The organism is Streptomyces sp. NPDC002935 (assembly GCF_040611295.1).
Lineage (GTDB): Bacteria > Actinomycetota > Actinomycetes > Streptomycetales > Streptomycetaceae > Streptomyces.
Genome location: NZ_JBEXNW010000009.1, coordinates 136,564 through 162,455 on the forward strand (window position 1 = coordinate 136,564; position 25,892 = coordinate 162,455).

Here is a 25,892-nt window from a genome sequence, read left to right on the forward strand (position 1 = left end):
TACTGCATGACCTCCACCGACACCTCTGAGACAGCTCTCAGCAGCCCGGCACCCGGCGCCGCCGCCGACCGACGGCGCTGGTTCGCCCTCGCCATCGTGATGACCGCGGCCTTCATGGACCTGGTCGACGTCACGATCGTCAACATCGCGATCCCTTCGATTCAGCGGGACGCGGGCGCCTCGTTCAGCCAGATCCAGTGGATCACCGCGGGCTATGCCCTAGCCTTCGCCGCGGGACTCATCACCGGTGGACGGCTCGGCGACATCCACGGCCGCAAGCGGCTCTTCCTCCTCGGCATAGCCGGTTTCACGATCGCGTCGGCGCTGTGCGGCTTCGCGGCGAACCCGGAGATGCTCGTCGCCTCGCGCATTCTGCAGGGCGCCATGGCCGCGATGATGGTGCCGCAGGTGCTGTCGATCGTGCACGCCACCTTCCCGGCGCACGAGCGGGGCAAGGTCTTCGGCCTCTTCGGCGCGATCGTCGGCCTGGGCGCGGTCTCGGGTCCGCTCCTCGGCGCCCTGCTCACGGAGTGGAACCTCTTCGGCCTGGAATGGCGGCCGATCTTCCTCATCAACCTGCCGGTCGGTATCGCCGCGCTGATCCTGGGCCGCCGCTTCATCAGCGAGTCCAAGGCCCCGCAGGCCCTCAAGCTCGACCTCGTCGGCGTCGCCCTCGTCACGCTCGGCCTGCTGATGCTGCTCTACCCGCTGACCCGCGGCCGGGAGCTGGGCTGGCCGCTGTGGGGTTACCTGTCGATGGCCGGGGCATTCGTGGTCTTCGCGGCGCTGGTCGCGTACGAGAAGCGGAAGACGGCGCGGGACGGTTCGCCGCTGGTCGAGCTGTCGCTGTTCAAGGTGAAGAGCTTCGCGGCGGGCATCGCCGTGCAGACCGTCTTCGGTATCGCGCTCGGCATCTTCTTCCTGGTCTGGACGCTGTACATGCAGATCGGCCTGGGCTGGAGCCTGCTGCGTGCCGGTCTGACCGGGGTGCCGTTCTCGATCGCCGTCTCTGCGGCGGCGGGCATGTCGGTACAACTCCTCGTCCCGCGCTTCGGGCGCAAGGTCCTCCAGGCGGGCGCCCTGATCATGGCGCTCGGAGTCCTGCTCTACATCTGGGAGTCCGACCGCTACGGCATGTCCATCGCCTCCTGGCAGATGGCCCTTCCGCTGGTGGTCATGGGAGCGGGCATGGGCTTCATCGTCGCCCCGCTGACGGACGCGGTGCTCTCGGAGGTCCCCCGTGAGCACGCCGGCTCGGCGTCGGGCCTGATCAACACCGTGCAGCAGATGGGCAACGCGCTCGGCCTCGGCCTGGTCTCGGTCGTCTTCTTCGGCGAGATCAGCGACCGCCTGACCGCCGCCCAGGTGGGCCCGGCCTTCGCGAACGCCTTCGAGCACGCGCTGGGCTGGGTCGCCGCGGTGCTGGCCGTCATCTTCCTGCTGATGTTCGCGCTGCCGAAGCAGCCGGCGCAGCATGTGGAGGGGGCGGAGGACGAGACGGTCACGAAGGACCAGGACCAGGGTCGCAAGCCGGAGTTCGTCGGCTGATTCCCGTCCGGGATCACCCGCGCGACGTGGAGGTCCGAAACCGAAGGGGCCCCAGCACCTCAGGTGCCGGGGCCCCTTCGGACGTCAGCCCAGTCGTGCCGCGCGCCGTTCCATCGCGTCGCGGGCCGCGTCCTCGGTCGCGTACACCTCGCACATGTGGCGTCGGTCGGGCGTCGCCGTGTGCTCGACCTCCCACAGGGAGATCTCCTGTCCGTCGCGCAACAGGAACGCGTGTTCGTAGAGCGAGAAGCACAGCCCCGCCTGTCCGGCCCGGCAGGGGCGGCCGAAGGCCTGCGTGATCTGGTGCGCGAACGCCTCCCGGAGCAGGAGCGTCGTGAGGTCGGCGCCCGGCCGGTCCGGATTCTCCGCGCGCCGCAGGAGCCGGCGCGCGTGATCGGCGGAGTCGTCGGGCACGTAGGTGTGACGCGGCTCGGGGATCGCCGACAACTGCACGAACACGGGCAGTTCGAAGTCCGGCGCGTCCGGCGGGAGCGGGAGCCGGGCCGTGGCGGCCCGCAACTCCTCCTCGTCGGCGTAGACCTCGTGCTGAGCATCGCGGCCGGTCGCCGTGTTGTGCACCAGCTCCCACAGCGTGACGGCGGAACCGTCGGCGAGCAGCCACGTGTGCCGGTACGTCTCCCGGTGCAGCCCCGCGCTGTGGTGCGCGGAGTGCAGCGAGCTGTCGTGCGCCAGCGCGCAGTCGAGTCGCCGTATCGTCTCGTCGGGCAGCTCGAACGAGTTCAGGGCGCGGCCCAGAAGTCGCGCGAGATGCTCCTCCGGAGACTCGGGCGACTCGGGTGGTTCGTACGCTGCTGTCTCGTACGGAACGCTCAAGGTTTCTCCCGGCGTTGCTGCATGTCACCTTGTGGGTGCATACCGTAGCCCCTCGGTCGGACATCATGTCCGCGAACCGAGAAAACGTACGGACGGAAAACGGGCGGGCCTCGCGGCAAGTTCCCGCGCGGCCCACCCGGGCGTCAAAAGGCCCTCGTCAGACGGCACTTCCCGCGGTCCACGCGCTCCACGAAAGGTTCCAGCCGTTGAGCCCGTTGTCCGGTGAGACGGTCTTGTCGGGCGAGTTCTTGACGGTCACGACGTCCCCGACGAGCGAGTTGTCGTAGAACCACTTGGCGGTCGTGTCCCCCTGCGCGCCCTGGACGTCGGCGAGGCCCACACAGCCGTGGCTGGTGCCCTGTCGGCCGAACGGCGGATTCCCGCGGTTGTACCAGTAGTTGCCGTGGATGAACGTCCCCGAGGACGTCAGACGCATCGCGTGCGGCACGTCGGGGATGTCGTACTCGCCGCCGTATCCGACCGTCGAGCCGTTCATCCGTGTCTGGGCGAACTTCTCCGAGATCACCATCTGCCCGTTGTACGTGGTGTGTTCGGGGCTGCCCGCCGAGATCGGGACGCTCTTGAGGGTCTTGCCGTCGCGCACGACCGTCATGGTCTGCGTGCCGACGTCGACCGTGGACACCTGGGAACGGCCGACGGTGAACGTGACCGTCTTCTTCTGCACGCCGTACACGCCGTTCGCACCCTGGACGCCGTCCAGGGCGATCTTCATCGTGACCTTGGAGCCGGCCTTCCAGTACTCCGCGGGCCGGAAGTCGAGGCGCTGCGCCCCGAACCAGTGGCCCACGACCCGCTGCCCACTGCTGGACGTGACCGTGATGTGGGACTGCACGGCCTTCTTGTCGCCGATCGCCTTGTCGAAGGTGAACGAGACCGGCATGCCGACACCGACGGTGGAGCCGTTGTCCGGCGTGTACGTCCCGATGAAGCTGTTGCTCGACGAGACCGTGGTGAAGATCGAGTTCGCCGCCGCGGTCCGCCCGTTCGCGTCCTTCGCCGTGGCGGAGATCTGATACTTCGTCCCCCGCTCCAGTTGCTCCTTAGGCTTCCAGGAGCCGCCGTTCGCGGATATCGCCCCGGGCACGGCCGTCCCGCTCCCGGCCACCGTCATCTTCACGTCGGTCAGCCTGCCGCCGCTGACCTTCACCCCGGTCGCGTTGATGGACGCGCTCGTCGAGCCGTCCTTCGCCGAGATGGCGATCTTCGCCGTGGACGTCCTGCTCGCGTTACCGCCGTCCGCGCCGCTCTTGCTGTCGGCGCTGGCGTCGCCCCCGCATGCGGTGAGGGTGAGGGCGCCGATCACCAGGGCGGCACAGGCCCCCAGTGCACGTGCTGTCCTGTCCGGCGTTGTCACGGGCTGCTCCCAGTTCTCGTCGTATGCGTGATCCGCTCCAGTACGTGGAGAGAGAGCGAGCGGCGATGCACCGGGTTCCCGTCGACCCGAGCCGAAGACGATCACGTGACAGAACCGGGACAATCGCCCGTCCACCGCCCGTCCACCGCCCGTCCACCGTCCTTCCCGGAGCTCCTCCTACGACCCGTAGAGCTCCTCGTACGACGGCCACGCCCCGCCCGGCCCGTCCACCGACTCCGCGGCACGTACGGCACGCACGATCGCGCGCGTCACCAGGTCCGCGCCCGCCGCGAGGATCTCGTTGAGCGCGAGAGGGTTCTCGGCGGCCAGCGGCCGGGCACCCGTGGCCAGCGCGAACACCGTGTCCCCGTCGTTCAGCAGATGGACCGGCCGCACGGCCCGAGCGATCCCGTCGTGCGCCGTACCCGCGAGCTTCTGCGCCTGTGCCCGCGTCAGATCGGCGTCGGTGGCGACGACGGCGAGCGTGGTGTTCAACGGGGGCGGCGCGTTCCTCGCGGCGGCCTCCGCGAGCCGCCGCCGGGCGGCCTCGCGCACCGCCGCCGACGGACGCGCCGTCATTCCTCGCGTCAATTCCCCGTACAGCGCCCCCGTTTCCGGCTCCACCACCGAGCCCGCCGCGTTGGCCACCACCAACGCGGCCACCGTGATGCCCGACTCCAGCACGGCGCTCGCCGTCCCGACCCCGCCCTTGATCTGCCCGACCACCGCCCCGGTGCCGGCGCCCACGCCTCCCTCGCCCACCGGCGCGCACAGCTCACTCGCGTCGGCCGCCTCGACCGCGGCCCGTCCGTCGGCGGCGCCCGGCCGGGACCGGAACTCGCCGCCGCGCCCGAGATCGAAGACACAGGCGGCGGGCACGACGGGCACGACGTGCGTGGGGTCGGGCCCCACGCGCACCCCGCGTCCCCGCTCCTCCAGCCACGCCATCACACCCGACGCCGCGTCCAGCCCGTACGCGCTGCCGCCGGTCAGGACGACCGCCTCGATCTTCTGCACGAGGTTGCGCGGATCGAGCGCGTCCGTCTCCTTGGTGCCGGGCCCGCCGCCGCGCACGTCCACCGCGGCGATCGCACCTCCTTCAGGGGCGAGCACCACCGTCGTCCCCGTGAGCCAACCGTCGCCGGTACGCGTCGCGTGTCCCACCCGCAGACCGGCGACATCCGTCAGAGCGTCAACTGTCATGGGCCCAGTGTTCCCGGCCTCAAGCCGCGAGAGTGGTACGGCCCGCTGCAGCCCTACGGCCAGCAGCCGCGCGCCGACTCCGGCGGCGCGCCTCCCTCTTTACGCGCCCTCCGCCCTTACGCGCCCTCCGCCGCGCTCCTCACCGATTCCCGCGCCACCATCCGCGTCGTCATCACTACCCCGACCGCCACGGCCAGTGCCGAGACGATGCCCGAGGCGAGCACCGCCCAGTCGCCCAGGAAGGTGCACAGGATGACGAGCAGGGCGGTGGCCGGCAGTACGACCTGCTGGGCGATGCCGACCTTGAAGTAGCGGGAGTGGAGCGCCCAGACGGCGAGGAAGTACAGCGCGGTCGGCAGCGTCACCGCGGCGGACGCCGAGAGCTCCGAGATGTGCGCCGTGCCGACGGTCTGCTCCACGGCGACCTCCAGCCCCGCACCGATCGCGGCCGCCGACGCGAAGATCAGATAGTGGCCGTACCCCCACAGGAACGCCTGCCCGCTGGACCGCAGATGCCCGTGGATCGGCACCACGAAATAGATCCACCAGGCGGAGAACACGATCAGCAGCCCGCCCCCGGCGATGGGCAACAGCTCGCCCAGCGCGTCGTGCTCGTCCACGGCCGACTTCACCGCGACGGTGGCCGCGGCGATCGTCTCGCCCAGCACGATGATCGTGAACAGTCCGTACCGCTCGGAGATGTGGCGCGGATGCCAGGAGGAGGTGAAGTCCTTCTCCGCGAAGACCGGGACGCACAACTCGGCGATCGCCACCACCAGGAACACCCACGGGCGGCCCGGCTCCGGCGCGATCAGCAGACCGAGCCAGCCGACCTGGCACAGCAGCACGCCGCCCGCGTACCGCAGCGCCATGGTTCTCTCGGTCCCGTCGGTGGACCGTGCCACCCGCAGCCACTGCGCGATCATCGCGAACCGCATGATGGCGTAGCCGAGCCAGACGATCAGGAAGTCATGGCTCTCGAACGCCTGCGACACCCCGGCCGCGAGCACCAGGACGCCGGCGATCTGCACCAGGGTGACGACCCGGTAGAGCACGTCGTCGTTGTCGTACGCCGAGGCGAACCAGCTGAAGTTCATCCACGCCCACCAGATCGCGAAGAAGATCATCGCGTAGTCGAGGATGCCCTCACCCGCATGCCCTTCCGCCACGGCGTGCACGAGTTGGGCGCCGGCCTGGGCGATGGCCACCACGAAACACAGGTCGAAGAAGAGCTCCAGCGGCGACGCGACGCGGTGCGCCTCGTCGCGGCCGCGTGCGGTCATTCTGCGCAGTGGCCGATGGCCCGCGGGCCGTGGCGCCGCGGCGGACTCCGGAGTGGAACGGGACGTCATACGGCCAAGCACAGCAGAAAAGTCCCGGAAATTCTTGTGAATGCGTTCACAAGCGGCCCTCGGGTCGAAAGCCCGACGGGATGCCAGGTCAGACGCGTCGAGGGGATCCGGATCCGCCGGACCCGAGGACCTTCGGGGCTCCTCACGGACGCCGAGACCCGGCGCGGGGTCTCTGGCCGGGGACCCGGGCCGCGCACCCGCTCCTGGCGGTCGTGCGCCCGCCGTTCCGCCGAGGTGACCGGCCGGGCCGGGGTGGGCCGCCACCCCCGCGGCGTACCCTTGGGGCATGAGTCCCGCCCCCGCCCCCGAACCGCGCGATCCGAAGCCGGCACTGGACTTCGACGATCCGTTGAGCCAGCCGTCCTCGGACGATACGGACCGTGGGTGGGGTGAGCGGGCCGACAGCACGGGTGACAGTGCCGCCGACCTGAAGCGCTTCCTCGACGAGAAGCCGCCCCACCACATCTGAGCCCGGCCCGTCAGTGCTCGCGGTGTCCCGAACCGCGCTGCGCGACCATCGCGTCGCGGATCTCCTTCAGGACCTCCAGCTCCGACACCTCGATGACCTCCTTCGTGCTTTCCTTCGCCTTCTGGCGAGCCGCCTGCCTGGCCAGGAACTTGGCCATCGGCAGCACCATCAGGAAGTAGACGACGGCCGCGGTGATCACGAAGCTGAGCGTGGCGCCCAGCACCGAGCCCCACATGATGCGGATGCCCGTGGCGGTTTCCCCGGTGCCCGTACACGGGCTCTTCAGGCAGTAGTAGTAACTGTCGAGGTTCTTCGTCCCGACAGCGCCGACCAGCGGGTTGATGATGCCCTTCACCACGGAGTTGACGATGTTGGTGAAGGCCGCGCCGATGACCACGGCGACGGCCAGGTCGATGACGTTGCCACGCATCAGAAAGGCCTTGAAGCCCTCCCAGACGCTGGGCTGCTTGTTGTCGCTCACCAGGAGGCCCCTCTGCACAAGTTGTGGAACAAACAGCTCCGCAACCTACGGCAGGGCGTGTCGTGCCTGTCCAATTGGGTAGCTCGAACGAGGGGCTTGACATGATTTCGGCACTCATCGCAGCGTCACCGCCAGCCGTGACGTGGTGCCGGCGCCGGCCAGTCGTGCGGCCGTCGTGCGCGGGACGGACAGGACGACCAGCGCTCCGGTGTCGGTGGCGCCCACGTCCGGAACCTCGGTGACCCGCGCCCCGGTCGCGACCACCCGTACTTCGCCGCCGCTGTCCGCCGCGATGACGTCGACCCGGTCGCCGGGACGCAACAGGCTCACCGTGGCGCCGTCGGCGATCCGGACGGGCGCCGTCACCGTCTCGACCGCCCGCGGCCCGCGTACCCGTGCGGAAGCCGCGGTGGACGCGGACGTGGCAGGGGGAGCGGACGCCGGGTGCCCGCGCGCCCGCTCGGCATTGCCCGGGCCGGCCGCCACGAGGGCGGCCGCCGTCATCGCCAGGCCCGCGGCGATCGCCCGCCTCCGGTGCCGTGCGAGGCGCCGCAACTGATACCGCCCGCCCCGCACGTGGACGGGAGCGAAGTGCGGCACCTCGCAGGTCGGAGGCGCGTCGGCGCCGGGCGGGCGGACGAGGGGAGCGTGCTGTGCCATGGTGACCACCACCTGCGACGAGGGATCGGCTTGCGGTCCCACGATGAGGCTTCGCGGCGAAGTCCGCCGGAGCCGGTGGATCACCGACGGGTTGTGGACAACTCCCTCACCCGAACGGGAAGTTCCGCCCCTGCTCCGACCCGACAAGCCGTGCCCCCGCCACGGCGAGAACCTCTGCGGCGACGAGGGCCCCCGCGACCGCCCCGGCCGCCGTCACGGCAGTTCGAAGCCCGGATCCATCCCGCCCAGCGCCGTCGTGCACAGGCAGTCCCGCGTTCCGTTCGCCGGCAGTCCCGCGACCGCGTCGAAGAGCACGTCCCGCAACCGGTCCACATTCGCCGCGAACACCTTCAGCACGTCGTCGTGCGAGACGCCCCCGCCGGTCTCGGCGCCCGCGTCGAGGTCGGTGACCAGTGTCAACGACGTGTAGCAGAGCTCCAGTTCACGGGCGAGCGCGGCCTCGGGGTGCCCGGTCATACCGACCACCGACCAGCCCTGCCCCTGGTGCCAGAGCGATTCGGCCCGCGTGGAGAACCGCGGACCCTCTATGACCACGAGCGTGCCGCCGTCCACCGCCTCCCAGTCCCGTCCGCGCGCCGCCTCCAGGGCGGCCTCGCGTCCGACGGGGCAGTACGGGTCGGCCAGCGACACGTGCACCACGTTCGGCACCGAGCCGTCCGGCAGCGGCAGCCCGTCGAAGTAGGACTGGGGCCGCGATTTCGTACGGTCCACGAACTGGTCCGGAACGAGCAGGGTCCCGGGCCCGTACTCCGGACGCAGCCCGCCCACGGCGCAGGGGCCGAGGATCTGGCGCGCGCCGACGGAGCGCAGCGCCCACAGGTTGGCCCGGTAGTTGATGCGGTGCGGCGGCAGATGGTGGCCGCGGCCGTGGCGGGGGAGGAAGGCGACCCGTCGGCCGGCGATCTCGCCGAGGAACAGGGAGTCGCTGGGCGGCCCGTAAGGGGTGTCCACCTGTAGCTCGGTCACGTCGTCGAGGAAGGAGTAGAAGCCCGAGCCGCCGATGACGCCGATCTCGGCCCCGGCCGTCGGCTGCTCCCCGTCCGGGGTCTGTGGGTTCTCCGTGTTCGCCATGGACGGCACCCTAGCCGGGACGGGAGAACGCCGAAGACCCCGTCGTCGTACGACGACGGGGTCCCGTGGAAACGAGCCTCATGAGGCCTCGCGATGCCGGAGACGGCGGGGCGGGGCCGGGGCGGGAACCTCGGCGGACCGAGGTGGCCCTACGCGGCGGAGCTGCTCGACGAGCCGGTGCCCGACGACTTCGAGGACGATGACGACGACGATGATGAGGACGTCGACGACGACGACTTCGAGTCCGACGACGAGGTGGACGTCGCAGGCTTCGACGCCGGCGACGTGCTCGACGAGGAGCCGCGGCTGTCATTGCGGTAGAAGCCGGAGCCCTTGAAGACAATGCCGACGGCCGAGAACACCTTCTTCAGGCGGCCGCTGCAGTCGGGGCACTCGGTCAGGGCGTCATCGGTGAACTTCTGCACCGCCTCGAGGCCCTCGCCACACGCGGTGCACTGGTACTGGTAGGTCGGCACTTGTCTTCCTCCTGGCACTCTCACTCAATGAGTGCTAACGACGGTCCATACTGACGTATTCCGCGAGATCAGTCCACTGTCACCGGCACTCGGTGACCGATGCCACGTGCGACGGCCCGGCTCGGGGCCCGTGTGGTGAGGCGTGAACGCAGTGCCACCAGGGTCGCCAGAGCCAGTGCCGTACCGGCCATCGGCACCAGGAAACCGGCGCCGCCCCAGAGCCGGTCCTCCAGCTGTCCGGCGACCGTGACGGCCGCCGCCTGGCCGAGCGCGACGGCGCCGGTGAGCCAGGTGAAGGCCTCGGTGCGGGCGCCCTGCGGAACCAGGCTCTCGACCAGGGTGTAGCCGGTGATCAAGGTCGGGGCGATACACATACCGACCACAAGACCGAGGCCAGCGAGCACGATCACCGAGTTCGCCGCCCACAGTCCGGAGGCGGCCAGCGCGAGGGCGGCGTACCCGAGGACGAGCCGGCGCTGCGGGGCCACCTTCCAGGCGACGGCGCCGCAGACGATGCCGGAGAGCATGTTGCCCGCCGCGAAGACGCCGTACAGGACGCCGTTCAGGCCGGGCTCGCCGATCGACTCGCTGTACGCGGCCAGCGAGACCTGCATGCCGCCGAAGACGGCGCCGATGCCCAGGAAGGTCACGATCAGAACGCGTACGCCGGGGATCCGCAGAGCGGAACCGTGCTCCACGCGCGCGTGCTTGTCGACGGTGACCGAGGGCTGGGTGCTCTTCTGCGCGGCGAACAGCAGACCGCCGACCAGGGTCAGTGAGGCCTCGGTCAGCAGGCCGGCGGCGGGGTCGACGGCCGTGCACAGCGCGGTGGCGAGCAGCGGGCCGAAGACGAAGGTCAGCTCGTCCGTGACGGACTCGAAGGCCGCCGCGGTCGTCATCAGGGGCGAGCCCTGAAGCTTCACGCCCCAGCGGGCGCGCACCATGGGCCCGATCTGCGGCACCGAGGCGCCGGTCGGTACGGCGGCGACGAAAAGCGCCCACAAGGGGGCGCCGGTCAGCGCGAGCGCGGTCAAGGAGAAGCCGGCCAGGGCGTGCACGAGGACGCCGGGCAGCAGGACGGCCCGCTGTCCGTGGCGGTCGGCCAGACGCCCGGTGAAGGGCGCGAACAGAGCCATGGAGACACCGGTGGCGGCGGCGACCGCGCCGGCCGCCCCGTACGAGCCGGTGGTGTGCTGCACGAGCAGCACGATGGAGATCGTCAGCATGGCGAACGGCTGGCGTGCGGCGAAGCCGGGGAGCAGGAACGTCCAGGCGCCGCGGGTGCTCAGCAGCTGTCCGTATCCAGGACGGGAGGTGACCGTGGATGCCACGGCCCGTGCCTTTCTGCCGCCTGGTAGCGCGCCCGTGCGGGGGGCGCCGAGAGCTGTCCTCTTGCGCGGATCTGCGGTAGATACCGGCGCCTCCTGCGGGAGGACGTCACGGCCGCCATACGGTCGCGCCAGCTCTGCGTCAGGCAGAGTTGGTTCGATCAAGGTGTGCCTTCATAGTACAGGGGTGGATGGTTCCCACGCCTGTGAAAACGAGCACCCCGGGACCGGCGGCCTGTGAATGGCCGTCGTCCTCACCGTCCCGTGCGGTGTCGCGCGCTCACAGTCCCGTCTGGTGTCGCGCCTGATGTCCCGTTCCGCCGTCGCCGGTGCCCAGCCAGCCGGCGAGCTTGCCGCCCTGGCCCACCGCGCGCAGCCGCTTCTCGGCCGCGTCCCGGACCGGGTCGGTGGCCACCACCAGCAGTTCGTCGCCGAGCCGCAGCACCGTTGTGGGCATCGGTACGAAGGACTCCGCGTCGCGGACGACGAGGGTGACCGCCGCGCCCGCGGGCAGCCGCAGCTCGCCCACCTCGACACCGTGCATACGTGACCCCTTGGGGATCGCGACGGACAGCAGATGGCCGCGCAGTCGCTCCAGAGGGGCCGATTCGATGCCCAGGTCGGCGGCGCCGGCGGACTCCCCCAGACGGAGCTTTCGGGCCAGCCAGGGCAGTGTGGGGCCCTGGATGAGGGTGTAGACGACGACCAGGACGAAGACGATGTTGAAGATCCGCCGGCTCTCCGCGATGCCGCTGACCATCGGGATCGTCGCCAGGATGATGGGGACGGCGCCGCGCAGCCCCGCCCACGAGAGGAGCGCCTGTTCCTGCCACGGGATGCGGAACGGCAGCAGGCTGACGACGACGCTCAGTGGCCGCGCCACCATGGTCAGCACCAGGCCGATGACGAGCGCGGGCCAGATGTCGTCGCCCATGTCGTGCGGGGTGACCAGGAGGCCGAGCAGCACGAACATGCCGATCTGGGCGATCCAGCCGAGCCCCTCGGCGAAGCCGCGCGTGGCGGGCCAGTGCGGCAGCTTCGCGTTGCCGAGCAGCATGGAGGCGAGGTAGACGGCGAGGAAGCCGCTGCCGTGGGCCAGCGCGCCGGCGGCGTAGGCCACGACCGCGATCGCCATCACGGCGATCGGGTAGAGACCGGAGGCCGGCAGCGCCACGTGCCGCAGTCCGTAGGCGCCCAGCCAGCCGACCGCGATACCGATGGCGGCGCCGATGGTCAGCTCCAGCGCTATCTCACCGAGCAGCGCGTACCAGTGCTCCACGGGTCCCGCGGTGGAGAACGCGACGACGAGGATGACCACCGGGGCGTCGTTGAAGCCCGACTCGGCCTCCAGGATGCCCGTCACGCGCGCGGGGAGGGGGATTTTCCGCAGGACCGAGAAGACGGCCGCGGCATCCGTCGAGGAGACCACCGCCCCGATGATGAGCGCCTGCCGCCACTCGAGGCCGATCAGGTAGTGCGCTGCCGAGGCCGTGACGCCCACGCTCACCGCGATGCCCACCAGTGCCAGCGAGGAGGCCGCCGGCAGGGCCGGTCTGATCTCCTTCCACTTCGTGCCGAGACCGCCCTCGGCCAGGATCACGACCAGGGCCGCGTACCCGATGACCTGGGTCAGTTCGGCGTTGTCGAAGTGGACGTCGCCGACTCCGTCCTGGCCTATCGCGACGCCGATCCCCAGGTAGACGAGCAGCGTGGGAAGCCCGCTGCGTGAGGAGATCCGGACCGCCGCCACCGCGATGAGCAGGACGAGCGAGCACACGAGCAGGAGCTGGTTGAGGTGGTGGACAGTCAGGGGCTGTTCCTTTCTCGCCGATCCGGTCCCGCCGGGGGAGGCGTCCGGATCTGAGCACCGGAAGCCGGCCACTTCAGTGCAAGTACTTCGTTACCTTACCTAACTCTTGACGCTTTCTTGACGTTCCCGGAGGCAAGATCGAACAGTCGTGCTTCCCGGTTTCCTACTCCGCGTCAAGGCGCGGTTGGCCCTGCGCCTATGGTTGCCCCAGCACTCCAGGACCGCCTGCCGCTCGCGTTAGGACAGCAAGGACAGCGATGCCCCCCAACACCACCGCCTCTTCCGGCCAACAGCCCGGCAAGTCCGGCAGGAAGAAGGGGCGCAAAGCCCGACTGTTCTTGATTGTCCTGGTTCTCGCCATCATCGGAGGCATCGCCTTCGGCGCGTACTGGAGCATCAGCACTGTGCGCGCCTCCTTCCCGCAGACCAAGGGCTCCATACAGCTCGACGGTCTGTCGGGGCCCGTGAACGTGAAGCGTGACGGCAACGGGATCCCGCAGATCTACGCCTCGTCCGACGAGGACCTGTTCATGGCCCAGGGCTTCGTCCAGGCGCAGGACCGGTTCTACGAGATGGACGTGCGCCGCCACATGACCTCGGGCCGGCTGTCCGAGATGTTCGGCCAGGGACAGGTCAAGAACGACGAGTTCCTGCGCACGCTCGGCTGGGACCGGGTCGCGAAGAAGGAGTACGACACCAAGCTGTCGGCCTCCACGAAGAAGTACCTCCAGGCGTACGCCAAGGGAGTCAACGCCTACCTGAAGGGCAAGGACGGCGAGGACATCTCCCTCGAGTACGCGGCCCTCGGGTTCAGCAACGACTACACGCCCACGGAGTGGACCCCGGTCGACTCGGTGGCCTGGCTCAAGGCGATGGCCTGGGACCTGCGCGGCAACATGCAGGAGGAGATCGACCGCTCCCTGATGACGAGCCGGCTCGGTCCGAAGCAGATCGCCGACCTGTACCCGGAGTACCCGTACAGCCGGAACAAGACGATCGTCCAGACGGGCTCGTACGACAGCGTCACCGGGACGTACACCCAGGCCGACGCCACCTCGACGTCCACGGCGGGCACGGGGCTCACGGGTGGCACCGAGGCGCCCGCCGGGTTCCAGAGCCAGCTCTCGGGCCTCTACGACGTCCTCGACGACCTGCCCACCGCCGTCGGCGTGAACGGCAACGGCATCGGCTCCAACTCCTGGGTCGTCGCGGGAAGCCACACCATCACCGGCAAGCCGCTGCTGGCCAACGACCCGCACCTGTCGGCGTCGCTGCCGTCGGTCTGGTACCAGATGGGCCTGCACTGCACGAGCGTCTCCGCCAAGTGCCAGTACGACGTCTCCGGGTACACATTCGCGGGCATGCCCGGCGTGGTCATCGGCCACAACAAGGACATCGCCTGGGGCATGACGAACTCCGGGGTCGACGTCACCGACCTCTACCTGGAGAAGATCACCGGCCAGGGCTACGAGTACGACGGCAAGGTGCTGCCCTTCACGACCCGCAAGGAAACGATCAAGGTCGCGGGCGGTACCGCCAAGACGATCGTCGTCCGGGAGACCGACGACGGGATGCCGCTGCTGTCCGACCGTGACGACGAACTGGTCAAGGTCGGCAAGAAGGCCACCGTCGACGCGGGGGCGCCCGACCGCGGCGACGGCTACGCGATAGCGCTGCGCTGGACCGCGCTGGACCCCGGCAACTCCATGGACGCCGTCTTCGAGATGGACAAGGCGTCGGACTGGAGCGAGTTCCGCAAGGCGGCCACGTCCTTCGAGGTGCCGTCCCAGAACCTGGTCTACGCCGACGGTGCCGGGAGCAACGGCAACATCGGCTACCAGTTGCCCGGCAAGATCCCCACGCGCGCCAAGGGCAACGACGGCTCGCTGCCGTCGCCCGGCTGGGACTCCAAGTACCGCTGGACGGGCTACATCAAGCAGGCCGCCCTGCCCTACGAGTACAACCCCAAGCGCGGCTACATCGTGACCGCCAACCAGGCGGTCGTCGACCCGGACAAGTACCCCTACACGCTCACCACGGACTGGGGCTACGGCACCCGCAGCCAGCGGATCTCCGACCTGATCGAGTCGAAGACCAAGGGCGGCGCCAAGATCTCGACCGACGACATGCGCCAGATGCAGCTCGACAACAGCAGCGAGATCGCCAAGCTGATCGTGCCCAAGCTGCTCAAGATCGACGTGGCCGACAAGGACGTCCGCGACGCGCAGAAGCTCCTGGAGGGCTGGGACTACACCCAGGACGCCGACTCCGCCGCGGCCGCCTACTTCAATGCCACCTGGCGCAACATCCTCAAGCTCTCCTTCGGCAACAAGCTGCCCAAGGAGATCCGGGTCAAGGGCCAGTGCCTGTGGGTCGAGCGGATCGACACCACCGGTCCCGCGGACGAGGACCAGTCGGTGCGCGAGTGCGGCCAGCGCGACGCCGACCAGGCGCAGCCGGACGGCGGCGACCGCTGGTTCGAGGTCGTCCGCAAGATCATCGACGACGAGGGCAACGACTGGTGGAAGTCGCCCAGGACGCGCACCGACGAGGCGACCGACACCCGTGACGAGCTGTTCGGCCGGGCCATGAACGACGCCCGCTGGGAGCTGACCGCCAAGCTCGGCAAGGACATCGACACCTGGAGCTGGGGCCGGCTGCACCGTCTGTTCCTGAAGAACCAGACCCTCGGTACCGAAGGCCCCCGCTTCCTGCAGTACATGCTCAACCGCGGCCCCTGGAAGCTCAGCGGCGGCGAGGCGACGGTCAACGCCACCGGCTGGAACGCGGCGGGCGGCTACGGAGTGGTCTGGGTCCCGTCGATGCGGATGGTCGTCAACCTCGGGGACCTCGACAAGTCCAAGTGGATCAACCTCTCCGGTGCCTCGGGGCACGCCTACAGCGCCCACTACACCGACCAGACGGACCTGTGGGCCAAGGGCGAGCTCCTGCCCTGGGCCTTCTCGGAGAAGGCCGTCGACAAGAAGACGAGCGACACCCTGGTCCTGGAACCGTGACGCTCCGACGGGCGTCGAGGTCATGACGCCCTGAAGCCGTGCCTCACGGAAGTGGCCCTCCACGCGTGCGTGGAGGGCCACTTCGCGTTCACGGGCCGCCGTCCGGGGCCCGCCCGCCGCCCGCTGCCGTCGTCCGTCAGCGGAAACGGCGCACGCCCGAGGGGGTCACCACCGCATGGACGGGCCGGTCGTGCGCCTCCTCCGGTACCCGCTCGACGACCTCGGTGTCGTACAGGAGCACCACCAGCGCGGGATCGGCGCCCGAGCGCTCCAGGCGGGCCAGCACACGGTCGTACGAGCCTCCGCCGCGCCCCAGCCGCATCCCGCGCGCGTCGACGGCGAGACCGGGCAGCAGAACGGCGTCCGCGTCCTGGACGGCCTCCGGTCCCAGTCGCTCGCCCGCGGGCTCCAAGAGAGCCATTTTCCCGCCGTGTTGGACCCGCGCGAGGGAGTCCGCCCCGGTGTACGCGCCCCAGTCCAGGTCGTTGTCCGCCATCAGGACCGGCAGGAGCACGCGCACCCCGCGCGTGAGGAGTGCGTCCAGGAGCGCGAGGGTGCCGGGCTCGCTCCCCACGGAGACGTACGCCGCCACCGTGCGGGCGTGCGCCAGTTCGGGCAGCTCCAGAGCGCGGGCGGCGAGGGCGGCGGCGGTTTCCCGCACGTCACCGGCCGTCAACCCGTTTCTCACCGAGAGGAATCCTCGCCGCAACATTCGCTTGTCAGGCTCTGGTTCAGGTCCGACATGGCGCACAGGTGACTCCTGTAGTTCTCTTAATCCACTCATATGACAGTGAATTAACCGGAGCCACAGATTCTGCACATAGCCACCGGTTATGGTTGCGGACATGACTGAGTCACACCCCAGGATCAGTAAGGCTGTCATTCCCGCGGCAGGCCTCGGCACCCGGTTCCTGCCGGCCACCAAGGCCACTCCCAAGGAGATGCTGCCGGTCGTCGACAAGCCGGCGATCCAGTACGTGGTCGAAGAGGCCGCGTCGGCGGGTCTTGACGACGTCCTGATGATCACCGGCCGCAACAAGCGCCCCCTCGAAGACCACTTCGACCGCAACTACGAGCTCGAATCAGCGCTCCAGAAGAAGGGCGACGCCGGCCGGCTCGCCAAGGTCCAGGAGTCCAGCGACCTCGCGACCATGCACTACGTGCGCCAGGGCGACCCCAAGGGCCTCGGTCACGCCGTCCTGTGCGCGGCCCCGCACGTCGGTCACGAACCCTTCGCCGTCCTCCTCGGCGACGACCTGATCGACCCCCGCGACCCCCTGCTGGCCCGCATGGTCGAGGTCCAGGAGCAGCGCGGCGGCAGCGTCATCGCGCTCATGGAGGTCGCCCCCGAGCAGATCCACCTCTACGGATGCGCCGCCGTCGAGGCGACCGACGAGGGCGACCTGGTGAAGGTGACCGGCCTGGTCGAGAAGCCGGACACGGCGGACGCGCCCAGCAGCTACGCCATCATCGGGCGCTACGTCCTCGACCCGCACATCTTCGACATACTGCGCAAGACCGAGCCGGGTCGCGGCGGTGAGATCCAGCTCACCGACGCCCTCCAGCAGCTCGCCACGGACGAGAAGGTCGGCGGCCCCGTGCACGGCGTCGTCTTCAAGGGCCGCCGCTATGACACCGGCGACCGTGGCGACTACCTGCGTGCCATTGTCAGACTCGCATGCGAACGTGAGGACCTGGGCCCGGACTTCCGGACCTGGCTTCGCAGTTACGTAGCCGAGGAGATGTAGGGACTTTGAGCAGCGCCGCGACCCGCACCACCGGCCAGGACCACGTCTGGTCGGTGGACGACCACCTGGAGGACATCCTCACGACCGTCCGCCCCCTCGAACCCATCGAACTGCAACTCCTCGACGCCCAGGGCTGCGTCCTGGTCGAGGACGTCACGGTGCCGGTCTCCCTGCCACCGTTCGACAACAGCTCGATGGACGGGTACGCGGTGCGGGTCGCGGATGTCGCGGGCGCGAGCGAGGAGTACCCGGCGGTCCTGACGGTCGTCGGCGATGTCGCGGCGGGCCAGGCCGAGCAGCCCTACGTGGGCCCCGGCCAGGCCGCCCGCATCATGACCGGCGCCCCGCTGCCGCCCGGCGCCGAAGCCGTCGTTCCCGTCGAGTGGACGGACGGAGGCCTCGGCGAGGGCCCGGTCTCCGGGATGCGCGCGCACAGCGCGTCCCCCGAGGGCTCCTACGGACAGGTGCACGTCCACCGCGAGGCCGAGGCACGCGCGCACGTCCGCGCGAAAGGCAGCGACGTGAAGGCGGGCGACCGCGCCCTCGAAGCGGGCACCGTCCTCGGCCCGCCGCAGATCGGCCTGCTCGCCGCGATCGGCCGCGGCACGGTGCGGGTGCGCCCACGCCCGCGCGTGGTCGTCCTCTCCACCGGCACCGAACTCGTCCAGCCCGACGAGGAGTTGGCCACCGGCCAGATCTACGACTCCAACAGCTTCGCCCTGTGCGCGGCCGCCCGCGACGCGGGAGCCATCGCCTACCGGGTCGGCGCCGTCGCGGACGACGCCGAGACGCTGCGCTCGACCATCGAGGACCAGCTCGTGCGCGCGGACCTGCTGGTCACGACCGGCGGAGTGAGCGTCGGCGCCTACGACGTCGTCAAGGAAGCGCTGTCGTCGGTCGCCGACGAGGACGAGGCGGGCAGCGGCATCGACTTCCGCAAGCTCGCCATGCAGCCCGGCAAGCCCCAGGGCTTCGGCTCCATCGGCCCCGACCACACCCCGCTGCTCGCCCTCCCGGGCAACCCGGTGTCGTCGTACGTCTCCTTCGAACTGTTCGTGCGCCCCGCGATCCGCACCCTGATGGGACTGAAGGACGTCCACCGGCCCACGACCAGGGCGAAGCTCTCCACGGACAAGGCGCTGACCTCGCCCAAGGGCCGTCGGCAGTTCTTGCGGGGGACCTACGCGGACGGCGCCGTGACGCCCGTCGGCGGCGCCGGATCCCACCTGGTCGCGGCCCTCGCGCACGCCGACGCGCTGATCGTCGTCCCCGAGGACGACACCACGGTCGCGCCCGGCGCCGAGGTCGAGGTGGTGCTGCTCGGCTGAGCGGCCGGGCGGGGAGAGCACCCACCGCCGGGCGCCCCGGTCACGACCGGGGCGCACAGCTGCTCGCGGGGGCGTAGCGGTGGACGGGCGGGCGGTAACGTGTCGCGCACACCAGGCCCACGCGCCGCACCGCGACGGGCCCTGACCGGGAGCGCCCACGCACATGACTGTTCCGTCCCGGGGGGAGACCTCCGGACCCCCTGTGCAGGACCGACTGACGCACATCGACGAGGTCGGCGCCGCCCGCATGGTCGACGTGTCCGGCAAGGACGTGACCGCCCGCACCGCGCGCGCGAGCGGCCGTGTCCTGGTCTCGCCGCGTGTCGTCGAACTGCTGCGCGGCGAGGGAGTCCCCAAGGGTGACGCCCTCGCCACCGCGCGCATCGCGGGGATCATGGGAGCCAAGCGCACACCGGACCTGATCCCGCTGTGCCACCCGTTGTCGGTGTCGGGTGTCAAGATTGAACTGTCGGTCGCGGACGACGCCGTCGAGATCCTCGCCACCGTGAAGACGACCGACCGCACGGGAGTCGAGATGGAAGCCCTCACCGCGGTCAGTGTGGCGGCCCTCACCGTGATCGACATGGTCAAGGCTGTCGACAAGGGGGCGGTCATCACGGACGTACGGGTGGAAGAGAAGACGGGCGGCAAGTCGGGCGACTGGAGCCGGACATGAGCGGCGACACCGTCACCGGCGGGGCGCTCTCGGCGCCCTACAGCGCCCTGGTGGTCACCGCCTCCAACCGCGCCGCCGCCGGGGTGTACGAGGACAGGGGCGGGCCCCTGATCGCCGAGGGGCTCGCGACCTTCGGCTTCGCGGTCGACGGACCGGAGGTCGTTCCCGACGGAGACCCCGTCGAGGCGGCGCTGCGCGCCGGAGTCGAGGCGGGCTACGACGTCATCGTCACCACCGGTGGCACGGGGATCTCGCCCACCGACCGCACCCCCGAAGCGACCCTGCGGGTGCTCGACCACGAGGTCCCGGGCATTCCGGAGGCCATCAGGGCGTTCGGCAGGGACAAGGTGCCGACGGCGGCCCTCTCGCGGGGGCTCGCCGGAGTCGCCGCAGGGACGCTGATCGTCAACCTGCCGGGCTCCGCCGGCGGGGTGAAGGACGGCCTGGCCGTTCTGGAGCCCCTTCTGATCCACGCCGTCGACCAGATCCGCGGCGGCGACCACGTCAGACCCAGCGGCAGTGGGGGTGTGAGCTGAACAGCCCATCCTGGCCGGTCGAGCTGGTGGACGGCGATGTCGTCCTCCGGCCGATAAGGCTGCGCGACCAGCGTGCCTGGCGTGAGGTGAACCGGCGCAACCGTGACTGGCTGCGCCCCTGGGAGGCGACCATCCCGCCTCCCACCCCGAGCGGCCCGATCGCGCACCGGCCGACGTACCGGCAGATGGTCCGGCACCTGCGTGCCGAGGCCAACGCGGGCCGGATGCTGCCCTTCGTGATCGAGTACCAGGGTCGGCTGGTCGGCCAGTTGACCGTGGCCGGGATCACCTGGGGCTCGATGTGCTCCGGGCACGTCGGCTACTGGGTGGACCAGTCGGTGGCGGGTCGCGGAGTGATGCCGACGGCCGTGGCGCTGGTGAGCGACCACTGCTTCCGCACCGTCGGACTGCATCGCATCGAAGTCTGTATTCGCCCCGAGAACGGGCCGAGCCGCAGGGTCGTGGAGAAACTCGGATTCCGCGAGGAAGGGCTTCGCCCACGCTATCTCCACATCGACGGTGCCTGGCGGGACCATCTCGTCTTCGCGCTCACCGCGGAGGAAGTGCCCGAAGGGCTGCTCGCGCGCTGGCGCCGGTCACGCTCGGCACAGAACCGGTCGGAGCAGGTGGGATCGGAGCAGTCCGGATCGCAGAACCCGAGCAAGCCGGGCAACGCCTGGAAATGAAATAGGTGTTCGAAAATGATCGGCGGGCGATCGCCTCCGGGCATTAAATTCGCTCTCCCGGTGGCCTGCTGATCGCATCGGTCACAAAAAAAGCTCGAAATATCAGCCGGATCGTGCGACACACCGGCTCAATTGGCAGATGGCCTCACGGAAACCCCTCTACCGTGTGAGGCGTGAGCAGCAGCGGCCTCATCTACGCAGTCATCGTCGGGGCCTGGGCCGCCTACTTGGTGCCGATGTGGCTCCGTAGGCAGGACGAGCTGAACGAAGCCCGTCCGACGGAACGCTTCAGCACCGCCATCCGGCTGCTGTCCGGACGGGCGGGCATGGAGCGTCGATACGCCAAGGACCTGCGCGCGCGCTCCGCCGAGGAGGGGGAGCCCAGCGCCGACCCGGACGGCGTCACCGATTCGGTGGACGTCCGGGCCTTCGCCGTACCTCCGACCCGGCCCCAGGCGGCGGCCCAGCACCGTCCGCATGTGCAGGAGCGGGTCCAGGAACGGGTTCAGGAACGGGTTCAGGAGCGCGTTCAGGAGCGGGTCCAGGAACGGGTTCAGGTGCCGGAGCCGGTCCAGGCGGAGCAGAAGCCGGGCGCGCGGGCGGCCGGCAGGGAGAGCGGCACGTACGACACCTCGGGTGCCGCCCGGTCCGTACCGCAGCAGCCCGGACCTTCCACGCCGAGACCCTCGGCCAAGTCCGCGCCCCAGCAGGCCGCGCCGTCCACGGTGGGGCGCGCTCCGGGCGCACGCCGGGTGCCCTCGGAGGAGGCTGCGGCGCGTGCCCGGCGTACGAAGGTCCTCGCACGCCGTCGGCGTACGACGGTCCTGCTGTTCCTCGGCTTCACCCTCGGGGCGATCGTGGCCGCGGTGGGCGGGCTCGCCCTCCTGTGGGCACCCGGTGTGCCCGCCGTGCTGCTGAGCTCGTACATCGTGCATCTGCGCACCCAGGAGCGCCGGCGCTTCACCTACACCATGGACCGGCGCCGCGCCGAGCTCGCGGCCCAGCGGCTCCGGGAGCGGCAGCCCCGCCGACGGGCGGCCGTCGACCACGGCGCGGACGAACCGGAGGAGGGCCCAGGGTCCGACACCGATCCCGGCCTCTCGGCGCTCGCGGCCGACCGTCGCGCCCTCGTCGAGCAGACCGACCACGCCGAGTGGGTCGACCAGCAGCGCGAGCGTCAGCGCGGCCCGGGCCAGGGGGACAGCTGGGACCCGGTGCCGGTTCCGCTGCCGACCTATGTGACCGCACCGGTCGCGCCCCGGGCGACGTCCAGTGTCGACCTGGGGGCGCCGGACGCGTGGAGCTCCGCGCGCTCCAGCGCGGTCGAGCCGAGCGCGCCCGAGGCGGAGCCGGTTCCCGAAGGCCTCGCCGAGGACTCCGACAGCACCGACGGCTCCGACGACGTGGACGGCGGGGACGACAGCCGCAGTGACGCGCGGCGCGCGGCATCCGCGCGGCGGGCCCGCGAGCGAGGTCGCACGCCGTTGTTCGACCAGTACGACGACGGGGAACGGCCGCGCGCGGCCAACGAGTGACAGGTGTGCCGACAGGTGCTCGCCAGGGCCGGGCTGACCAGCCCGTAACGGATTTCCGAGCACCTCGATCGGGATGCTAGAGTTTCACTCGTTGCAAGGGCCTGTGGCGCAGTCTGGTAGCGCACCTCGTTCGCATCGAGGGGGTCTGGGGTTCAAATCCCCACAGGTCCACCGCAGCTCAGAGCCCCAGTCGGAGAGATTCGGCTGGGGCTCTTTGGCGTCGTACGGCAGCGAAGTACAGCGGCGTACGAGGAGAAGCGGAGCAACGGTCGGTGAACCGATCGGAGCGGCCTACCATCACCTCACATGGCCACAGTGATCTTGACCGTGGGGCTGGCGTTCATCGGCTACCTGGCGACCTATCTCAACGGACTGCGCCTGACGCAGCGGCAGGCCCGCCTGACGCGGGTCAACCTCCAGCTGAGTGACTTCTACGGTCCTCTGTTCGCGCTGATGGAAGCCAACAGCCGCGTCTACGACACGTTCTCCGAGATGTACGCCCGGCCCGACGGCCGCGATCCCTTCCACCACGACATACCTCCCACCGAGCAGGAACTCGCCCGGTGGCGCACCTGGGCCACCACCGTCTTCATCCCCAACATTCAGGCCATGCGCGACGTGGTGGTCACCAAGGCCGATCTCCTCATCGAGGAGGAGATGCCCCCGGCTCTCCTCCAGCTCTGCGCGCATGTCGCCGGCTACGAGATCACCGCCGCGCAGTGGGCCGAGGGCAGTTACGAAGAACACCTGTCACTCATACCGTTTCCCGGCCGGGAGCTGAGGGACTACACCCGCGACCGGTTCACCTGCCTGAAGGGCGAGCAGGCGAGGCTGCTGGGGCGCCGACGCGGACTGCCCGACCGCGGGCGTTGAAGCAGGGGCCACTCCCGTCGGTGGACAACGTGCCGGCGGTTCCTCCGGTCAGTGCCCGACGGCGAGTGCCCAGCGAATGCCGGACGGGGCCGTCACGGTCACCGTCGCGTGGTCGCGGTCGTGGCCGTGCCCGAGATCCAGTCGGTTGAGGACGCCGCTGACCTTTCCGGCGGCGCAGGTGAGCGGGAAGCTCAACCCGGTCGGTTCCACCGAGACGTTCAGCGTTCCCCGGCCCCGGCAGTTCACGGCGATCGACAGGGGTCCGGGCCCGATTCCGCCGGGCACGTCGATCTCCGCGTTGCCGTGGGCGTTCGCGACCTTCGTGACGACCGTGCTGTCAGGTATGGCCGGAGCCTTGGTGACGGACTCACCGGGCGGCAGGTCCTCGGAGCGGTCGGAGGCAGGCGATTGCGATTCCCCGGGCGAGGAAGCCGACGCGGAGGCCCGAGCGGACGACGGCTCGGGGGCGGGCCGCTCGGAGCTGCCCTGGGCGCCGGTGCAGCCGACCAGGGCCAGTGCGGCGGCCAGTCCTCCCGCGGTCGCGCTCGCTCTCAGTCGTACGCTCCGGAAAGGTCGGTTCGTAGACATCGGGTCGCCTCCAGGCGGGCTCGGTCTGTCGGGGTGTCGTCGGGTGGACACCGCTCCGATGGCTAGAGGGCTTTGGCGTAGCAGAGGCTCAGTTCGTGGAAGCGGTAGTAGCCGAATTTGACGCACAGCTCGTAGCCGCTCGACGTGTAGAGGGCGACCGCCTCGGGCTGCTTGGCGCCGGTCTCCAGCACCATGCGGACGCGGCCGGCCGCGCGGGCGTCGTCCTCCAGCGCGGCCAGGACGCGCCGGGCGAGGCCGAGACCGCGGGCCTCGGGGATCACGTACATGCGCTTGAGCTCCGCGTCGCCGTCCGTGTAGCCCTCGTCGTTCTCGTCCTGGGTGCGCCAGCCGCCCGTGGCCACCGGGCGGTCCCGCTCGTCGTACGCGATCAGGTACAGGCCGAGCGGCGGGGCGAACATCCGCGCGTCCAGGTGAGTGGCGTCGCCGTCGTCGCCGTAGCGCTCGGCGTACTCGGCCTGAACCTGGTCGTTGAGCTTCACGGCGTCGGGGTGGTCGAAGGGGACCGGGCGAATATGCATGCGAAATACCGTACATCTATGCGTCGGGTGGGATCATCAGGGAGCGTCCTGCTCGGATGATCGAGTTCGGGTCTGCGGTACCGGTTAAGTATCGTGCCCGAGTGCTGACTGTGACCTCTGTGAATGTGAACGGGCTCCGGGCCGCCGCGAAGAAGGGCTTCGTGGAGTGGCTCGCGGAGACCTCCGCGGACGTGTTGTGCCTCCAGGAGGTGCGGGCCGAGCCGGGCCAGCTCTCCGAGGAGGTGCGGGCGCCCGAGGGGTGGCACGTCGTGCACGCCCCCGCCGCCGCCAAGGGCCGCGCGGGTGTGTCCCTTTACACACGCCGCGAGCCCGACCGTGTCCGCGTCGGCTTCGGGTCCGAGGAGTTCGACTCCTCCGGGCGGTACGTCGAGGCGGACCTGCCCGGTGTCACCGTCGCGAGCCTCTACCTGCCCTCGGGTGAGGTCGGGACCGAGCGGCAGGACCAGAAGGTCCGCTTCATGGGGGAGTTCCTCGCGTACCTGAAGGAGCTCAGGGAGCGGGCCGCCGCCGACGGGCGTGAGGTCGTCGTCTGCGGCGACTGGAACATCGCTCACCAGGAGGCCGACCTCAAGAACTGGCGCGCCAACCGGAAGAACTCCGGCTTCCTGCCCGAGGAGCGGGAGTGGCTGGGGCGGGTCCTCGACGCGGACGACGGCGGATACGTCGACGTCGTGCGCGCCCTGCACCCGGACGCCGAGGGCCCGTACTCGTGGTGGTCGTACCGGGGGCGGGCCTTCGACAACGATTCAGGGTGGAGGATCGACCTTCAGGTCACCACGCCGGGGCTCGCGGGCAAGGCGGTCAAGGGATTCGTGGAGCGCGCGGCGACGCACGAGGAGCGCTGGTCCGACCACGCGCCGGTCACGGTCGTCTACGACCTCTGAGCGACGCGGTCCGGTCGCGGTGACGGGCGGTCTCCGTGGCAGCCCGTCACGGACAGCCCCTCACGGACAGCCCGTCACGGACGCGCCCTAGGCCGGCCCTAGGCCGGGTGATCCCGCAACCGTCGGTCCAGGGCCATCGACAGTTCCGCCTCCACCACGCTCTTCGCGAGGGGGCGCAGGCGTTGGAGGTCCTCGGAGGTGCGGTCCTCGGTGAGGACCAGGGTGGTGAAGAGTTCGGCGAGGGCGTCGGTGTGTTCGCGTACGCGCCGGGCCGCCGTCAGGACGTCAGCGAGCGGTATGCCCTCGCGGACCAGGGCGGCCGAGACGTCGAGCAGACGGCGGCTGATGTGCACGATCTCGCCGCCGTCCGTGCCGAGATAGCCGAGGTCGAGCGCCGCGGCGAGGTTCTCCGGGGTCGCCTGGCCCGCGAAGACGTCGGCCAGTTCCTCGGGGGAGAGGCGGACCGGGGTCTCCTCGGTGGGCTCGCCCAGACCGAGCAGTTCGCCCACGTCACGGCCGTGGTCGAAGGCCTCGGCCAGTTCGGCGATGCCGTTGAGGGTGTGACCGCGTTCCAGCAGCGCCGAGATGGTGCGCAGGCGTGCCAGATGGGTGTCGTCGTACCAGGCGATGCGGCCCTCCCGCCGGGGCGGCGGTATGAGCTTGCGCTCCCGGTAGAAGCGCAGGGTGCGCACGGTGATGCCGGCCTTCTCGGCCAGCTCCTCCATGCGGTATTCGTGCCTGCCGGGGTCCTCTGGGGGCGATGGCGCGCTCGTGCGGGGGCCCGGGTCGGGCTCCCGGGTTCCGCGCGTCCGCGCGTCCGGCCGGCGCGTGCC

25 protein-coding genes and 1 tRNA gene are annotated in these 25,892 nt (G+C 70.3%); 12 read left to right on the forward strand and 14 right to left on the reverse strand.

From position 1 onward, the window contains the following. Positions 1-6: 6 nt before the first annotated feature. Positions 7-1,548 (forward strand): MFS transporter, encoded by a 1,542-nt coding sequence (locus ABZX90_RS14640; RefSeq protein ID WP_351120349.1) that lies wholly within the window; start codon positions 7-9, stop codon positions 1,546-1,548. An 84-nt stretch (positions 1,549-1,632) separates the two neighbouring features. Here ABZX90_RS14640 and ABZX90_RS14645 read toward each other — a convergent pair whose 3' ends face one another. From ABZX90_RS14645 to ABZX90_RS14660, 4 genes are all read right to left on the reverse strand, one after another. Beyond that, the gene (locus tag ABZX90_RS14645) at positions 1,633-2,382 is read right to left on the reverse strand and encodes a DUF6227 family protein (protein WP_351120347.1); all 750 of its coding nucleotides are present in this window, start codon (positions 2,380-2,382) and stop codon (positions 1,633-1,635) included. A 157-nt stretch (positions 2,383-2,539) separates the two neighbouring features. Next, complete coding sequence (locus ABZX90_RS14650; RefSeq protein WP_355204833.1) at positions 2,540-3,757, reverse strand: Ig-like domain-containing protein; 1,218 nt, start codon at positions 3,755-3,757, stop codon at positions 2,540-2,542. Positions 3,758-3,934: 177 nt separating this feature from the next. Next, positions 3,935-4,960, reverse strand: a complete 1,026-nt coding sequence (locus tag ABZX90_RS14655; protein ID WP_355204836.1) for a P1 family peptidase — start codon at positions 4,958-4,960, stop codon at positions 3,935-3,937. 116 nt (positions 4,961-5,076) lie between these two features. After that, entirely contained in the window at positions 5,077-6,312 is a 1,236-nt protein-coding gene (locus tag ABZX90_RS14660) for a low temperature requirement protein A (protein ID WP_355204839.1), read from the reverse strand. Between the two features lie 286 nt (positions 6,313-6,598). Between ABZX90_RS14660 and ABZX90_RS14665 the strand changes: the two genes are divergently transcribed. Then, a complete protein-coding gene (locus tag ABZX90_RS14665) occupies positions 6,599-6,781 on the forward strand; it encodes a hypothetical protein (protein WP_351120339.1) in 183 nt (60 codons plus the stop codon). Positions 6,782-6,791: 10 nt separating this feature from the next. Here the strand turns inward: ABZX90_RS14665 and mscL are convergent, their stop codons facing one another. From mscL to ABZX90_RS14695, 6 genes are all read right to left on the reverse strand, one after another. Continuing rightward, the gene (mscL, locus tag ABZX90_RS14670; RefSeq protein WP_351120337.1) at positions 6,792-7,262 is read right to left on the reverse strand and encodes a large conductance mechanosensitive channel protein MscL; all 471 of its coding nucleotides are present in this window, start codon (positions 7,260-7,262) and stop codon (positions 6,792-6,794) included. Positions 7,263-7,376: 114 nt separating this feature from the next. Continuing rightward, positions 7,377-7,922 (reverse strand): hypothetical protein, encoded by a 546-nt coding sequence (locus tag ABZX90_RS14675; protein WP_355204842.1) that lies wholly within the window; start codon positions 7,920-7,922, stop codon positions 7,377-7,379. Positions 7,923-8,135: 213 nt separating this feature from the next. Continuing rightward, entirely contained in the window at positions 8,136-9,014 is an 879-nt protein-coding gene (locus tag ABZX90_RS14680; protein ID WP_355204845.1) for an S-methyl-5'-thioadenosine phosphorylase, read from the reverse strand. 149 nt (positions 9,015-9,163) lie between these two features. Then, a complete protein-coding gene (locus ABZX90_RS14685) occupies positions 9,164-9,490 on the reverse strand; it encodes an FmdB family zinc ribbon protein (protein ID WP_351120331.1) in 327 nt (108 codons plus the stop codon). A gap of 68 nt (positions 9,491-9,558) precedes the next feature. Continuing rightward, positions 9,559-10,821, reverse strand: coding sequence for an MFS transporter (locus tag ABZX90_RS14690; RefSeq protein ID WP_355204848.1), 1,263 nt, complete (start codon positions 10,819-10,821; stop codon positions 9,559-9,561). Positions 10,822-11,098: 277 nt separating this feature from the next. Then, entirely contained in the window at positions 11,099-12,700 is a 1,602-nt protein-coding gene (locus tag ABZX90_RS14695) for a potassium/proton antiporter (RefSeq protein ID WP_351120327.1), read from the reverse strand. Positions 12,701-12,885: 185 nt separating this feature from the next. On the opposite strand from ABZX90_RS14695, the gene ABZX90_RS14700 reads away from it, so the two are divergent. Beyond that, the gene (locus ABZX90_RS14700; RefSeq protein WP_355204851.1) at positions 12,886-15,645 is read left to right on the forward strand and encodes a penicillin acylase family protein; all 2,760 of its coding nucleotides are present in this window, start codon (positions 12,886-12,888) and stop codon (positions 15,643-15,645) included. Positions 15,646-15,781: 136 nt separating this feature from the next. Here ABZX90_RS14700 and ABZX90_RS14705 read toward each other — a convergent pair whose 3' ends face one another. Next, positions 15,782-16,357 (reverse strand): 5-formyltetrahydrofolate cyclo-ligase, encoded by a 576-nt coding sequence (locus ABZX90_RS14705; RefSeq protein ID WP_351132118.1) that lies wholly within the window; start codon positions 16,355-16,357, stop codon positions 15,782-15,784. Between the two features lie 133 nt (positions 16,358-16,490). Here ABZX90_RS14705 and galU point away from each other — a divergent pair, with 133 nt between their 5' ends. The 8 genes from galU to ABZX90_RS14745 all read left to right on the forward strand — a co-directional run bounded on the left by galU (position 16,491) and on the right by ABZX90_RS14745 (position 23,027). Then, positions 16,491-17,393 (forward strand): UTP--glucose-1-phosphate uridylyltransferase GalU, encoded by a 903-nt coding sequence (gene galU, locus ABZX90_RS14710; RefSeq protein WP_351132116.1) that lies wholly within the window; start codon positions 16,491-16,493, stop codon positions 17,391-17,393. 5 nt (positions 17,394-17,398) lie between these two features. After that, the gene (gene glp, locus ABZX90_RS14715; protein WP_351132114.1) at positions 17,399-18,721 is read left to right on the forward strand and encodes a gephyrin-like molybdotransferase Glp; all 1,323 of its coding nucleotides are present in this window, start codon (positions 17,399-17,401) and stop codon (positions 18,719-18,721) included. A gap of 163 nt (positions 18,722-18,884) precedes the next feature. Further along, entirely contained in the window at positions 18,885-19,397 is a 513-nt protein-coding gene (moaC, locus tag ABZX90_RS14720; RefSeq protein WP_351132112.1) for a cyclic pyranopterin monophosphate synthase MoaC, read from the forward strand. Beyond that, complete coding sequence (locus tag ABZX90_RS14725) at positions 19,394-19,933, forward strand: MogA/MoaB family molybdenum cofactor biosynthesis protein (RefSeq protein WP_355204856.1); 540 nt, start codon at positions 19,394-19,396, stop codon at positions 19,931-19,933. Before moaC ends, ABZX90_RS14725 begins: the two co-directional genes overlap by 4 nt. A 26-nt stretch (positions 19,934-19,959) precedes the next feature. Then, entirely contained in the window at positions 19,960-20,619 is a 660-nt protein-coding gene (locus ABZX90_RS14730) for a GNAT family protein (protein ID WP_355204859.1), read from the forward strand. A gap of 173 nt (positions 20,620-20,792) precedes the next feature. Beyond that, a complete protein-coding gene (gene glpR / locus ABZX90_RS14735; RefSeq protein WP_355204862.1) occupies positions 20,793-22,154 on the forward strand; it encodes a gephyrin-like molybdotransferase receptor GlpR in 1,362 nt (453 codons plus the stop codon). Positions 22,155-22,251: 97 nt separating this feature from the next. Then, positions 22,252-22,325: transfer RNA gene (locus tag ABZX90_RS14740), tRNA-Ala, on the forward strand. Between the two features lie 135 nt (positions 22,326-22,460). Further along, on the forward strand, positions 22,461-23,027 hold the full coding sequence (locus ABZX90_RS14745; RefSeq protein WP_351132106.1) for a hypothetical protein: 567 nt from the start codon (positions 22,461-22,463) through the stop codon (positions 23,025-23,027). A gap of 48 nt (positions 23,028-23,075) precedes the next feature. Here ABZX90_RS14745 and ABZX90_RS14750 read toward each other — a convergent pair whose 3' ends face one another. Continuing rightward, positions 23,076-23,615, reverse strand: a complete 540-nt coding sequence (locus ABZX90_RS14750; protein ID WP_355204865.1) for a hypothetical protein — start codon at positions 23,613-23,615, stop codon at positions 23,076-23,078. A gap of 62 nt (positions 23,616-23,677) precedes the next feature. Next, positions 23,678-24,154: a GNAT family N-acetyltransferase gene (locus ABZX90_RS14755; RefSeq protein WP_355204868.1), complete on the reverse strand. Its 477-nt coding sequence runs from the start codon at positions 24,152-24,154 to the stop codon at positions 23,678-23,680. Between the two features lie 101 nt (positions 24,155-24,255). Here ABZX90_RS14755 and ABZX90_RS14760 point away from each other — a divergent pair, with 101 nt between their 5' ends. Beyond that, positions 24,256-25,059, forward strand: a complete 804-nt coding sequence (locus tag ABZX90_RS14760; protein WP_355204871.1) for an exodeoxyribonuclease III — start codon at positions 24,256-24,258, stop codon at positions 25,057-25,059. A 98-nt stretch (positions 25,060-25,157) separates the two neighbouring features. Here the strand turns inward: ABZX90_RS14760 and ABZX90_RS14765 are convergent, their stop codons facing one another. Beyond that, positions 25,158-25,784: a MerR family transcriptional regulator gene (locus ABZX90_RS14765; RefSeq protein WP_351132098.1), complete on the reverse strand. Its 627-nt coding sequence runs from the start codon at positions 25,782-25,784 to the stop codon at positions 25,158-25,160. Positions 25,785-25,892: the final 108 nt, after the last annotated feature.

What these genes read in the sequence shown, in the direction of transcription:
- ABZX90_RS14640 (WP_351120349.1), top strand. Translation starts at nt 7, where the DNA reads ATGACCTCCACCGACACCTCTGAGACAGCTCTCAGCAGCCCGGCACCC.
- ABZX90_RS14655 (WP_355204836.1), bottom strand. Translation starts at nt 4,960, where the DNA reads ATGACAGTTGACGCTCTGACGGATGTCGCCGGTCTGCGGGTGGGACAC.
- ABZX90_RS14660 (WP_355204839.1), bottom strand. Translation starts at nt 6,312, where the DNA reads ATGACGTCCCGTTCCACTCCGGAGTCCGCCGCGGCGCCACGGCCCGCG.
- ABZX90_RS14665 (WP_351120339.1), top strand. Translation starts at nt 6,599, where the DNA reads ATGAGTCCCGCCCCCGCCCCCGAACCGCGCGATCCGAAGCCGGCACTG.
- ABZX90_RS14675 (WP_355204842.1), bottom strand. Translation starts at nt 7,922, where the DNA reads ATGGCACAGCACGCTCCCCTCGTCCGCCCGCCCGGCGCCGACGCGCCT.
- ABZX90_RS14680 (WP_355204845.1), bottom strand. Translation starts at nt 9,014, where the DNA reads ATGGCGAACACGGAGAACCCACAGACCCCGGACGGGGAGCAGCCGACG.
- ABZX90_RS14700 (WP_355204851.1), top strand. Translation starts at nt 12,886, where the DNA reads ATGCCCCCCAACACCACCGCCTCTTCCGGCCAACAGCCCGGCAAGTCC.
- ABZX90_RS14705 (WP_351132118.1), bottom strand. Translation starts at nt 16,357, where the DNA reads ATGTTGCGGCGAGGATTCCTCTCGGTGAGAAACGGGTTGACGGCCGGT.
- galU (WP_351132116.1), top strand. Translation starts at nt 16,491, where the DNA reads ATGACTGAGTCACACCCCAGGATCAGTAAGGCTGTCATTCCCGCGGCA.
- moaC (WP_351132112.1), top strand. Translation starts at nt 18,885, where the DNA reads ATGACTGTTCCGTCCCGGGGGGAGACCTCCGGACCCCCTGTGCAGGAC.
- ABZX90_RS14725 (WP_355204856.1), top strand. Translation starts at nt 19,394, where the DNA reads ATGAGCGGCGACACCGTCACCGGCGGGGCGCTCTCGGCGCCCTACAGC.
- ABZX90_RS14745 (WP_351132106.1), top strand. Translation starts at nt 22,461, where the DNA reads ATGGCCACAGTGATCTTGACCGTGGGGCTGGCGTTCATCGGCTACCTG.
- ABZX90_RS14750 (WP_355204865.1), bottom strand. Translation starts at nt 23,615, where the DNA reads ATGTCTACGAACCGACCTTTCCGGAGCGTACGACTGAGAGCGAGCGCG.
- ABZX90_RS14755 (WP_355204868.1), bottom strand. Translation starts at nt 24,154, where the DNA reads ATGCATATTCGCCCGGTCCCCTTCGACCACCCCGACGCCGTGAAGCTC.
- ABZX90_RS14765 (WP_351132098.1), bottom strand. Translation starts at nt 25,784, where the DNA reads ATGGAGGAGCTGGCCGAGAAGGCCGGCATCACCGTGCGCACCCTGCGC.